At 35.3% G+C, this 12567-nt stretch carries 13 protein-coding genes; 6 read left to right on the top strand and 7 right to left on the bottom strand.

What is annotated here, in order from left to right; translation table 11 throughout:
* Positions 1–10 precede the first annotated feature (10 nt).
* Positions 11–880 carry an AraC family transcriptional regulator gene (locus L2B55_RS09925; protein ID WP_237844561.1) on the top strand — a complete coding sequence of 290 codons (870 nt, stop codon included), beginning with the start codon at positions 11–13 and terminating at the stop codon, positions 878–880.
* 141 nt (positions 881–1021) lie between these two features.
* Positions 1022–2428, top strand: coding sequence for a carbohydrate porin (locus tag L2B55_RS09920; protein WP_237844559.1), 1407 nt, complete (start codon positions 1022–1024; stop codon positions 2426–2428).
* Between the two features lie 31 nt (positions 2429–2459).
* On the opposite strand, the gene L2B55_RS09915 is transcribed toward L2B55_RS09920, so the two are convergent.
* The 4 genes from L2B55_RS09915 to L2B55_RS09900 form a co-directional block, all read right to left on the bottom strand.
* A complete protein-coding gene (locus L2B55_RS09915; RefSeq protein WP_237844557.1) occupies positions 2460–3047 on the bottom strand; it encodes a Crp/Fnr family transcriptional regulator in 588 nt (195 codons plus the stop codon).
* A gap of 65 nt (positions 3048–3112) precedes the next feature.
* The gene (locus L2B55_RS09910; RefSeq protein WP_237844555.1) at positions 3113–3742 is read right to left on the bottom strand and encodes an endonuclease III domain-containing protein; all 630 of its coding nucleotides are present in this window, start codon (positions 3740–3742) and stop codon (positions 3113–3115) included.
* A 64-nt stretch (positions 3743–3806) separates the two neighbouring features.
* Positions 3807–4319, bottom strand: a complete 513-nt coding sequence (locus L2B55_RS09905; RefSeq protein ID WP_237844553.1) for a DinB family protein — start codon at positions 4317–4319, stop codon at positions 3807–3809.
* A 126-nt stretch (positions 4320–4445) separates the two neighbouring features.
* Positions 4446–5486 (bottom strand): AI-2E family transporter, encoded by a 1041-nt coding sequence (locus L2B55_RS09900; protein ID WP_237844551.1) that lies wholly within the window; start codon positions 5484–5486, stop codon positions 4446–4448.
* Positions 5487–5682: 196 nt separating this feature from the next.
* Between L2B55_RS09900 and L2B55_RS09895 the strand changes: the two genes are divergently transcribed.
* Positions 5683–6207 carry a DUF6452 family protein gene (locus tag L2B55_RS09895; RefSeq protein WP_237844550.1) on the top strand — a complete coding sequence of 175 codons (525 nt, stop codon included), beginning with the start codon at positions 5683–5685 and terminating at the stop codon, positions 6205–6207.
* The gene (locus L2B55_RS09890; RefSeq protein WP_237844547.1) at positions 6167–6910 is read left to right on the top strand and encodes a DUF6048 family protein; all 744 of its coding nucleotides are present in this window, start codon (positions 6167–6169) and stop codon (positions 6908–6910) included. Before L2B55_RS09895 ends, L2B55_RS09890 begins: the two co-directional genes overlap by 41 nt.
* A gap of 52 nt (positions 6911–6962) precedes the next feature.
* Here L2B55_RS09890 and L2B55_RS09885 read toward each other — a convergent pair whose 3' ends face one another.
* Genes L2B55_RS09885 through L2B55_RS09875 form a run of 3 tightly spaced genes read right to left on the bottom strand, consistent with a single transcriptional unit; the run spans position 6963 to position 9474 of the window.
* A complete protein-coding gene (locus tag L2B55_RS09885; RefSeq protein ID WP_237844546.1) occupies positions 6963–8234 on the bottom strand; it encodes an aspartate kinase in 1272 nt (423 codons plus the stop codon).
* A 57-nt stretch (positions 8235–8291) separates the two neighbouring features.
* The gene (locus L2B55_RS09880) at positions 8292–8747 is read right to left on the bottom strand and encodes a GNAT family N-acetyltransferase (RefSeq protein ID WP_237844544.1); all 456 of its coding nucleotides are present in this window, start codon (positions 8745–8747) and stop codon (positions 8292–8294) included.
* Between the two features lie 28 nt (positions 8748–8775).
* Positions 8776–9474: a YggS family pyridoxal phosphate-dependent enzyme gene (locus L2B55_RS09875; RefSeq protein WP_237844542.1), complete on the bottom strand. Its 699-nt coding sequence runs from the start codon at positions 9472–9474 to the stop codon at positions 8776–8778.
* A gap of 82 nt (positions 9475–9556) precedes the next feature.
* Between L2B55_RS09875 and L2B55_RS09870 the strand changes: the two genes are divergently transcribed.
* Both L2B55_RS09870 and L2B55_RS09865 read left to right on the top strand, forming a co-directional pair.
* The gene (locus L2B55_RS09870; protein WP_255696405.1) at positions 9557–10141 is read left to right on the top strand and encodes a DUF4296 domain-containing protein; all 585 of its coding nucleotides are present in this window, start codon (positions 9557–9559) and stop codon (positions 10139–10141) included.
* Positions 10142–10152: 11 nt separating this feature from the next.
* A complete protein-coding gene (locus L2B55_RS09865) occupies positions 10153–12516 on the top strand; it encodes an endonuclease MutS2 (RefSeq protein ID WP_237844537.1) in 2364 nt (787 codons plus the stop codon).
* The last annotated feature ends 51 nt before the right edge of the window (positions 12517–12567 follow it).

Here is a 12567-nt window from a genome sequence, read left to right as displayed (position 1 = left end):
CAAGACATATATGAAACCGCAATTATTGAAAGTAGCCGTTAATCAAACCAACTCGTTTAGTGCCCGTCACGATACAGTACCCTACATGAATAATCGATGGCATTATCACTCAGAAGTTGAGCTCATTTATTTTAGACAAGGCAATGGTACTCAGTTTATAGGTGATAGTATAAAGCGTTTTCAGTCAGGAGATGTTGTGTTAGTAGGAGCATATCTTCCGCACTACTGGCGTTTTGATGATATATATTTTGAAGAAAACTCAAATATTACCGCAGATGTGCAGGTAATTCACTTTTGCGAAAACTTTTGGGGTGATCAATTCTTAAATCTGCCTGAAAATAAACTAATAAAAACAACCCTTGATAAGGCAAAGAGGGGAATTCAGATTAATAATAAAACTAAAGCGGGTGTTGGCGAACTCATTAACCAGATACTTAACACAGAGGGCCCAAAAAGAATTATGCTATTAATTGAAGCCTTGATGAACATTGGTAATAGTAACCAACAAACATTATCATCCATTGGTTTTCGTCATGATTTTGAACAGGCTGAAAATGACCGCATTCATGCCATTTATGATTACTCTCTGACTCATTTTAAACGCAAAATTCAACTGGAAGAAATTGCCAATATTGCCAATATTAGTCCTAATTCATTTTGCAGGTATTTTAAATCTAGAACCACCAAAACTTATTCTCAATTTTTAAATGAAATACGAGTTGGTTCGGCCTGTAAACTTTTGATTGAAAATAAAATCAATATAAAACAAATTTGTTTCGAAAGTGGGTTCCACAACTTTGCAAGTTTTCATAAGCATTTTAAGCTGATTACCGGAAAAAGTCCGTTAAGCTATCAGAAAGAGTTTCTGTTGAAGGTGTAGTTTTCATCCCAATTGTGGTCACTCCTTCCCCCTTGTCCCTCTTTTTTCTTATTTACAATTATCTAGATTGACGATGCGACTATTGATTAATTAACTAATTTTCAATAAATTATTAATTAATTAATAGTTATCGAAATTATCATGAAGTTACGTCTATCTAAAATTCTGCTTGCCTATTTATTTTCCCTTCTGGCAAATACCTCCTTTTCCCAAACAGTTACTAACAAATATTTTTCAGTGGGCAGCTATGGAAGAATAGGAGTTGGATTCTCCCCTGCAATTGCCGGGAATGTAGGCAGGTCACTCAATTTAAACGGAATGGGAAGTATCGGTGGTAGAATGGAAGAACAAGATTATTTGGAAATGATTGGTGCGCTACATTTCGCCCCTAAAATTAATGATCAAAAAACCCAAATAAATATTCAAACAAGATTAGCATTATACACCACCCAAGGACAGTTTATGGGAAATGTAACGAGTCAGAGCTTTGGTGGAATTACCTTTTCTTTACCCGAAATGTATGCAGAGGCAACTAACATTATGGGAAGCAAATGGTCAGTATGGATTGGAGCTCGGTTACTGCGTTATAATGATATTCACATTGCCGATCATTTTTATTTCGACGACCATTCATCACAAGGATTTGGCATTCAATATAAAAACACTTCCCTATCGTTGTTATTTCCCGGAGCTGTAGATACTACAAGTTCACTACCCCCCTATTTCTATTTAAACATTGTAAATGGCACTCCAACTTTAGGGCTAAGGCAGCGCACTGTCATAATTGGAGAACATGAATTTAAACTCAATGAAAAAAATACACTTAAGCTGTTAGGAGAATACCATCATTTAGCTGATGCAACACTTGAAGATAAAATAACACCACTAAACTATCCATCCGACTATGGTTGGGTTATCGGTCTCAAACATATCGCAACTTTGAATACACCCATCCCAGGTTCCTTTAATCAATTTGCCATACGTTATGGAAATAGAATTGCCAATGGAGGCGACGGTGGTGGCTCCAAAACCTGGCTTACCTATGGTGCTCCTAACTTGGGCACTAATAATTTTCATGAAGCTTATTCTTGGGCACTTATTGAACATATTATGTTTAATCCGGGAAATAAATTCTCTATTAACGGCTACGGACTTTATACCAAAAGCCGTGGGGCCGCCGATAGTCTCAATAAAGCCCCAGATTATTTGGGAAGATCACTGTTTAATCGTAAAACCGATTTTGCAGTTGGGGTTAGAACTTTTGTTTATTTAAAGGATTGGTTTCATTTAATGAATGAAATCAGTTTCGCCTCAAGAAAAGATGGAACACAAGATGCGGCACAAATGATAAAATTTGGAATAATTCCCACTTTCGTTCCTACGGCTAAGCGCGATCCATGGGCGCGTCCCCATTTACGATTGGTTTATACGGTAGCACATTATAATGATTTTGCTAAGAACAACTTATATTCACCCTACTTGCAACAGATCGGTAATAAAAGCTGGGGACATTACATTGGCATTAAAACCGAATGGTGGTTATATTAAATTTCCACTCTAAGATTCAATTGGACTTATCTTAAATTTTGACCGTATTCATTAGTTTACTAAAATTGGTTGGATCGATGCCTAAGTAATTGGCAAGATATTTATGAGGGACGTGCTTTAAGACATGAGGACTCCGATTAAGTAGTTTTTTAAACTTTTCCTCTGAAGAGAAACTCTGAAGCTCAACCATTCGTTCCAGTAATCCACTTAAAACATAGTGAACAGCTTTTTGATTGAACATTTCAAAGGCTGGATGCTTCTTTTGAACCGCCTGAAATTGTTCATACGTTGTTTTTAATAACACTGAAGCAGTTATAGTTTCAAAATAGTATTTTGATGGCGATTGAAGCAAGAATGAATCCAAAACGCCGGCAAAGGAATAAGGATAAGTAAAAACCAATGTTGCCTCCCTGTTTTGCTCATCGAGATAAAATACCCGCTGAACACCTTCTGTTACGAAATAAAGGTTACGTTCCGTTTCTCCAGCTTCTGATAAAATTGTTTTCCGTTTTACGTTTTCAACTTTCCAAATTCCCTGAATATCCTTCCAAGCTTCTTCCGATAAATTTACTTGCTGACTTAAAATAATGTTTTTAATATACTGGGTAAGTTCAGTCATTAATGTTTAAATAAAGTAATGCAATGTTGCCTCAAACATGACTATAGTGAAACCATGTGCTACGCTCACCTGTTGTTTTTATAATAATTACAAACCGGGTTCATTAGGCACTGCTCACATTTAGGATTAGTAGGACGACATAACTCTCTACCTAAAAAAGAAATAGCCATCCCTGCATCCCAAAGTTCAACCGGAAGAGTATCCATTATTTGCTTTTCAATTTTCTTTGGATCAGTCCCTGAAGCAATTCCTAACCTTGGCGCAACTCGAACAACATGCAAATCAACTATTACACCTTCAGCCGGTTTGCCAGCTTCTCTCAATATTACGTTTGCAGATTTTCGTCCAATTCCTGGCAATTTTACCAACTCCTCAAGGGTTAATGGAATATTATTATCCTCTTTAATAAGCTGAGAAAGTTCCATTAACCATTTAGTTTTATTGCCAAAATTGCGCACCCCGCTGATAAATGGAAACAATGCATCGGCATTGGCTCTTGATAAAGATTGCATATCAGGAAAAGCCTCAAATAGCTTTGGAGCAATATTATTGATATTCCTATCGGAGTCTTGCGCAGATAGAACAACCATTACCACTAACTGATAGATGTTTTTATATTCAAGTGGATGTTGTTTGTTTTTGTATTTATTGATTAAAGGTTTAATCGCCTCAACCCAGTCGATATTTGCTGACATAGTGGTAATATATGCTAAAAGAATTCACCTCTAAACTAAGAAACGAATTTTAAATATTGGTTGCTTATTGGTATTTCATAGGAGCATAATTTAGAAGTCTGCGCCATAATCCAATTTGGCCAATGCAATATGCTTCACGATGAGCCATATACGTAATAAGTTCATAATAAGGTATTGTCATTTCAGGCATCTCAAACAAGCTGTTCAATTTTTCCGTAGAAATATTTTCCAGTAAATCCTTCAAAACAGGAGTTACGGTTTCCCAATCTTGACGATAATCACTTAATGTAGGATAAATTTCATTATCCTGAATTCCTTTATAGCCCTCAAATAGTTTGTATGAAGCCTTAGTAATTAGCTTCTTTTCACTATCTCCACTAAATAAATTAACCATCTCTAATCTTTCATTTACCAAACTTCCGGCTAGCCAAGCTACATGATTTGCTTTGGTGTTTAACCTGTTGTGCGCATCGTTGTCGGAAATACCTTCAATAACGTTCCGATAGAGTTTAGTATGTATGTCATACAAAGAAATAATGGCATACATGCGGCTATCTTTAACTGATAAAGTTTCCATAATTATTTCGATTTGAATTTGTTAATCAATAGCTAATTTAAACACCCGTGAACCAAACCACAGGGTGCAGATACGGCAAACTAAGGTATTGCTTACGACAGATAATCTATCAATAACAAAAATTGTCTACTTACTTATCAAAACATTAAAGGGTTTCCATTCTTCAATATGATCACTAACTAACTTTAAAATTCCAAGAATTGGCAGTGATAATACCATACCTGAGGCACCCCAAATAATTCCTCCAATAATAATTGCAATTAATGAAGCCCAAGTATTTATCTTTAATTGGGCCCCTACTACCATCGGAAATATCAAGTTAGCTTCAAGGTATTGTACAAATGAAAAAATGGCAATCACACCTATTGGATACCAAATGGAATCAGTGCTTAACCAAGCTATTGAAATTGGCAATAATGAACTTATAATTATCCCAACATAAGGTATAATGGTCATAATTGCAGTAAGCATACCAAAAAGAATTGCATGTTCTATGCCAAGTAGTAATAAACCAATACTGTTCAATACCCCCACAATTATATAAACTACAATCATTCCTTTTACATAATTAAAATAAGTTTTAATTGTGCTATCTAGAATAAAGTAGAGCTTTTCTTTGAATACATCACCTGTCAATAGCTCAAGCGCTTTAACGAAGGTAGCTCGGTTGTATAGAAACAAAGCCGTAAACACCGGAGTAATGAACATCGAAAAAAACATTCCTAAAGTTGAAGAAATTGTTCCGCTTAAAAATGACCCAACGTTTTTGCTGATATTATCCATCATATTCTCCAGCCAGTTACTTTGCATATCAAGAGTAATGCCCCAATGAATAACTAACCATTGTTGCACCTCGTTAACAAGCGATTCCATTTTTTCCATAAATGCCGGTAGTGATTCATTAAATGCCTGAGCTTCCAAAACCAATATCCATACTAACATGCTTGACAAAATGAATAAAATTAGAAGTGATAAAGCGATTGCCAAGCTTCTTGGCCAGTGTCTTTCTTCTAACAGGCGACAAACTGGAAGTAAAATGAGGGCAATTAACAACCCGAAGCACAGCGGTATAAACAGTGCTTTTCCTAAATAAAGTATCAAACCCACTAATACACTTATCTGCAAGTATTTCAGTATAGTAGATGTATTAGTATTGGATGAATGCATGGAACATGTGTTAATTAACCCTAATCATTATTTAATTTAATGAAAATCAATACAATTTATCACTAAACCTCATTTTTTTATTCCAATAACAGATTCATTTTTCTCATCCTCTACTTTGTTTTAAAGCCTTTTTTTGCTTTAACACCAACGATATACCTTAAATTTCCTATGTTTGAAGTATAATCTAACTTCTTTGATGAAGCACATTACTATTTATCTTATTCTAGCAATTTTATTTAGTATAATTTCGTGTACGCAAGATAAAATCTGCAGTGATACAACTCCTAGCCCTGGAATGGTTGTTGAATTTTATTCTGATACAGCATTGCCTAAACAACCCGGAAAAAGAGACACTTTTAAATACTTTCTTCCAGACACCCTAACTATTTATGGTATTGGAGCAGTTGATAGTGCGTTAAAAAAACAAACCAATGTTCAAAAATTTATATTGCCTGTCAACTTTGATGCTACTGCTTCTGATTACGTTTTGGTTATGAAAAGTAAGGCCACTTCAACAGCGCCTAGCACCTTAAAAAGAGATACTCTGAAAGCAAAATATGAACTAAAGCGTGAATTTGTCTCGCAAGAATGTGGGTTTAAAAATGTGTTTCCGAACGCTGAAATTACCACTTCAAAAAATCGTATCAAGAACTACTCACAATTACAAAAGGACATTGTTAATGAAGCATCGACTACTCTTAGGATTTATTTTTTGTATTAGTACTTGTTTATTTTTTGAAAAAACCAGCATAGCTCAGGATGCTATTAAAACTAGAGTTCCTAATAATGACACGTTGACTTATAAACTTCCTCCTTCCTTTTCGTTTGGAATTGATATAAGTTATCCTATTCGTTATGCTTTTGACAATGATATTAAAGCATTTGAAGTTGTTGCAGATTATAGGTTAAATAACAAATGGTTCCTTGCCGGTGAAGTCGGTTATGCCGATGCTACCCACATTAACGATTACTTATCGTATCAAACTAAAGGGCCATATTTAAAGCTTGGTGGCAACCTTAATATTGTAAAATTTGAAAAACCGACCAATAATTCAGTATTCTTGGGAGCAAGAGCAGTTTTTAGTAATCTATCGACTGATGTAAATAATTATACTATTAATCAACCTAGCTGGCCTGCCCAATCAAACGGTTCTTTTTCGGTTGAAAACACCAGCGTTTACAGTTTAGAGTTCCTTTTTGGTGTAAGAATGGAATTGTTTAAGAACTTTTTAATGGGTTACACAGTTCGAGGAGCATTTCCAATTGTAAATAATAAACCGGAAGGATTTGATAATCTTTATATCCCTGGACTTGGTTTTAAGCGTAACTTCATGTTCAATTTCAATTATACTTTGAGTTACATGTTGCCATTGGGAAAAATTCAGCATAATGTACCTCTTCCTAAAAAGAACCGAAAAAAGTAATAATGAATCTAAAAGACAGGTCCCTTCTGTTACGAAAGGACCTGTCTTTTGTTTAGTTTCCTAAATCTTTAACAACCATTTGAATGGTATGTCTGCTTCTCACCTCCAATAATACATCTTTATTGATAAGAACCCTGTCTATTGTTTCTTGGTTATAATGTCGAATGGTGATCAGTTCTAGATTATCATTGTATTTTACCTTATAGTTTTTCTTCAAGGATTCAATCAACCCTAGAGTTTTACGCTCATCAAAATCAACACTCACTGAAAAACTAATTGCCGAATTATGCATAGTGTTTATTTTAACTCCGGTTGCATGAAATAGCTCAAATATATCGCTGAGGTTTTCTTCAACAATAAACGAAAAATCAAGTGGGGAAATTGAAATCAGAACCTGCTTTACTTTAAAGATAAATGACGGAATTAGGGTTTCAGGCAACTCATTGCTAATAATCGTTCCACTTTCTCCCGGCTTAATAAATGATCGAACATGCAACGGAATTTGTTTATTTTGAAGCGGCTTAATGGTCTTAGGGTGAATAACAGTAGCGCCATAATAAGCCAATTCAATTGCATCCAAATAAGAAAGCTGATCAAGTTTTTGGGTATTGTCAAACCACTTAGGATCCGCATTTAAGACCCCGGGAACGTCTTTCCAAATGGTCATTCTCTCTGCATCTAATCCATAAGCAAAAATAGCTGCGCTGTAATCAGACCCCTCCCTGCCTAATGTTGTAGTAAAATTCTCAGAAGTCCCTCCTATAAAACCCTGAGTTACAACAGTATAATCTTTTAATATATTGGGTAATTGTTCTTTAATCAATGAAGTTGATAAAGCCCAGTCAACCTTACCTTCACGATAAGTATTATCTGTTTGAATATAACTACGTGCATCAACCCACTTTGTATTTAATTCCGTTGCATTGAGATAAGCAGCTACAATTTTAGTTGAAACAACTTCCCCGATTGAAACAATCTGATCATACACATAATCAAAATCATCATGTGGTTCATCTTCTATAATCCAGTCAATCTCAACAAATGTATTTGAAATTTCATCAGTTACTTTCTCAAGACATTTTCCGTCAAATAACCCCTTAATTATATCAAAATGATATTTCTTAATTTCTTCAAAAATAGCATGTGTTTCATCTGCCTTATTAAAAAATGCTTTAGTTAAACGTTCTAAAGCATCAGTTGTTTTTCCCATTGCAGAAACAACTATCAACAATTCCTTGGGGCCATATTCTTTTACAATTTTACTAAGGTTTCTTACTCCGTTTGCATCTTTTACCGATGCTCCGCCAAATTTGAATATTTGCATTTAAGACTATTTTGTTTTATTTAAAAAACTGAGTGAAAGAATAAAAATGGATTAATTTTATGATTCTACTTCCAGGCTGCAATTTATCCATTCAGGGTCAAAAGCAGTATTATATTTCTTATAAAAGTTAATTGCGGGTTCATTCCAGTTAAGTACCTGCCAAACTATTCCATTAAAAGCCTTTTCCTTAGCTTCAACGATCAACCTGTCAAATAAAAGTTTACCAATTCCATTGCCACGCATCTTTTCAGTTACCAAAACGTCTTCCAAATACATGCGGGCACCTTTCCAGGTTGAATAACGGACATAGTACAAAGCAAAACCAACAACCATTCCATCCCGGTCTGCAACAAAAGCTTTCCAAACAGGGTTAGGTCCAAAACCAGTCTCCTCAAAATGAGCAAGAGTTACAGTTACCTGATCTGGAGCTTTTTCATAGACAGCAAGTTCTTTAACTAGTTCAAGTAAACGAGGACAATCAGTTATAAGAGCTTCACGTATTATTATTGACATTATTGATATATATATATGAGGTCCCAAATTAATTATTATTCTGCCCGGTAAGAGGCTTCTTACTGCGCTCACCAAAAATGGCGCTACCAACCCTTATCATTGTACTACCCTGCTCAATTGCAGTAAGGTAATCGCCTGACATGCCCATTGAAATTTCTGCAAACTCGGGTTTGTCTCTAAAAAAAGCTTGTTTTAGCCCTTTAAAAAGAGTGGCTAATTCATAAAACTCCTCTTTGATTTGCTTTTGATTATTGGTGTTGGTTGCAATTCCCATCACTCCTACCATGCGTATGTTTTTTAGTTGAGCGTATTCATCCGACCGCAGCAATTCAATCAGCTCATCATAACCCAAGCCGTATTTTGTTTCTTCATCAGCAATATAAACCTGAAATAAACAATCAATTACTCGGTTATTCTTTTGGGCTTGCTTATTAATCTCTTGCAAAAGTTTCAAACTGTCAACCGAATGAATTAGATTTACAAACGGGGCAATGTACTTCACTTTATTGGTTTGAAGATGTCCAATTAAGTGCCATTCAATATCTCTTGGCAGCAATTCGTGTTTTTCAACCATTTCCTGCACCTGATTTTCACCAAATATTTTTTGGCCCGCATCATAAGCTTCCTGTATTTTTTCAATTGGCTGCGTTTTAGAAACAGCTATTAGTTTGACATTTACAGCGCCTAATTGCTTTTTAAAGTCGTTGATGTTGGCAGAGATGCTCATTATATATAATTTTACGGATTCATAAAATCAAAAAACATTTCCGAATGACGGCTGTTTTTTTGATGGTTTGCAAATTTACAATATGGAAAGTGCTTGTTCAACATCATTGGGTATATCGTTAAAAAAGAAAGTAAACTTTATAACCCCTTTTCAGGTTAATTTAGTTAAGCTTGGTTCAGGTTTGCTATTGATTCTTACAATCTGGAGCTGCTCAAACAAAAACAAACCTTCTGATTTAATTCCAAAGGAAAAAATGAAAAATATTCTGATGGATATGCATTTGGTTGAGTCGAGGTCATTTAGAATTTCAAATTCTGATTCTGCCAAAAGGGTAACCAAAGCTTCCTATCAGTTCATCTTTAAAAAGTATAAAATTGATACAGCCCAATTAAGAAGTAGTTTAGAATATTATTTAAGCGAACCTGAATTGCTCGACAATATGTATGAGCAAATGATCGACAGTCTCTCAAAACGACAAACCAAATTGGTAAAAGAAGATCGTAAAGACATGAAACCTGCTGTTGATTTAAAACTTGATTCAATTAAAAAGGATTCTATTAAGCTTAAAAAACAGCTTAAAGAACGACAATTAACTAAAGATTCTATTAAAAGGGATGCCGAAAACATTAAACGGAGATTTAATGTTAAGAAGCACCCAGTAATGTAAATATTTATAAAGTGTTATACCCCGAGAACGTAGGAGAAAAACTAGGATTTAACGAAATAAGAGAGTTATTGCGCCATGAATGCCTTAGCACAATGGGTAAAAATCTGGTTGATAAAATTCAGTTTATTACCAATTATGAACTGCTTAAGAAATTGCTCTCTCAAACTGCCGAATTCAAAGAAATCCTATTGAATGACGCCCCGTTTCCTTCATCCAATTATATCGATATTCAATATCTGGTCAATAAAATAAGAGTTGAAGGAACTTTTTTATCTGAAGAAGATTTTTTCTCACTCACCTTAGTACTCACCACCGTTTTTCAAACCATTAGGTACTTTAAGGAACGTGAAGAGTTATATCCTCATTTACAGACTTTATTGGAAGGACTGGTAGTTGAGCAAAAAATTCTCAAAGAAATCGATGCTGTTATTGACCCGAAAGGAAAAATAAGGCCCAATGCTTCTCCAGAACTGCAAAAGATTATCAGAGAAATAGCTTCTGCAGAAAGCGAATCGAGAAGAAGACTGGATGCCATTTTCAAAAATGCGATTAAGGAAGGCTGGAGTGCTGATGGCAGCTTGACCATTCGTGACGGTCGATTGGTGATTCCTGTTCTTGCTGAACATAAGCGCAAAATGAAGGGACTCATTCATGATGAATCAGCAACTGGGCAAACCATTTATTTAGAACCTGCCGAAGTTTTTGAGCTAAATAATAAGGTTCGAGATTTAGAATTTGAGAAACGCCGGGAAATCATTCGTATTCTAACATCGTTAACAAATGAAGTTCGCCCCTACTCATCTTTGTTATCTACATATCACAACCTTCTGACAAAAATTGATTTCATTAGGGCTAAAGCTTCATTAGCGATTAAGCTTGATGCAAGCATGCCTATTTTGAAAAATGAACCCTATTTCAAATTAAGTAATGCCCGTCATCCGCTATTATACCTTAATTTTAAACAAAGTGGTCAAACGATAGTACCATTAAATATTAAAATTGATCTAAAGGCCCGGATAGTTTTGGTGTCAGGCCCAAATGCAGGTGGCAAGTCAGTTTGTATGAAGACCGTAGGCTTGCTTCAATTGATGCTTCAAGCAGGAATGCTTATCCCCGCCGATAACTTCTCTGAAGCGGGCATTTTTAAACGAATTTTGGTAGATATTGGAGATGACCAGTCTATTGAGAGTGATTTGAGTACCTATAGTGCGCACCTAACCAAAATGAAAACTTTTGTTGAGATGGCCAGCTATCATTCTTTGATCATGATTGATGAGTTTGGAACCGGCACTGACCCTCAGTTTGGCGGTCCAATAGCTGAAGCCGTTTTACAAGTACTCAATCAAAAAAAGGCAAAAGGCGTAATTACAACCCATTATTCAAATCTTAAACTGTTTGCAAATAATACCGATGGGCTAGAGAACGCATCCATGTTATTTGATAATACACATATGCAACCTATGTATGTATTACAAATGGGAAAGCCAGGAAGTTCCTATGCATTCGAAATTGCACAAAAAATTGGTTTGCCTGAACAGGTTTTAAAATTGGCCAAGGTGAAAATTGGTGACCAACAAAAGAAAGTAGATACGCTTTTAGTTGACCTGGAACGTGAGAAAAAGCAACTTTACGACACCAAGATTGAAATAGAAAGACGGCAAAAACGCTTAAATGAACTTCTGGAAGAAAACAAGAAACTGAAAGAATACTACGAGGAAAATCGTAAAAAACTGGTTAATGATGCTAAAATCCAAGCTCAAGATATTCTTAAGAATGCCAATAAGCTTGTAGAAAATACTATTGCCGAAATCAGAACTACAAAAGCTGAGAAAGAAGCAACCAAGCAAGTGCGTCAGAAGCTTGTTGAGGAGCAACAAAAACTACAACTGAAACCTGCAAAACAAATTAAAAAGAGAGAATTAGAGCCTATTGCTGTGGGTGATTGGATAAAACTTATAGATTCTGACACAACAGGAAAAGTAATAGAACTAAACAAAACCAATGCTGTTATAGCCATTGGAGAATTGATGTCAGTAGTAAAACTTAATCGCTTAGAAAAGATTCAAAGTAAGGACAAGGTACAAAATACCAAATCAACTTATGCTGAGTATCAAATTCAACAGCGGAGTAATTTTAGCCCTGAAATTGATGTGAGGGGAATGCGTGGTGAGGAAGCTTTATATGAGATCGAAAAGTATCTTGATCGAGCCGTAATGATGAGCCAAAGCTCATTACGAATTATTCATGGCCGTGGAGACGGTATTTTGCGTAAACTAATCCGGGACTACCTTAAAAAATACTCTGCTGTTAGTCATATTGAAGATGAGCATCCTGATAGAGGTGGTGATGGAATTTCGATAGTAAACTTAAAATAACCATTACTATTGTCAAGTAGTTAAAAAGTCCGAAATGCAGATTGCATTTCG

It is taken from the genome of Solitalea lacus, from assembly GCF_022014595.1.
GTDB classification, from domain to species: domain Bacteria; phylum Bacteroidota; class Bacteroidia; order Sphingobacteriales; family Sphingobacteriaceae; genus Solitalea; species Solitalea lacus.
This window is presented reverse-complemented; position numbering and strand designations above follow the sequence as displayed.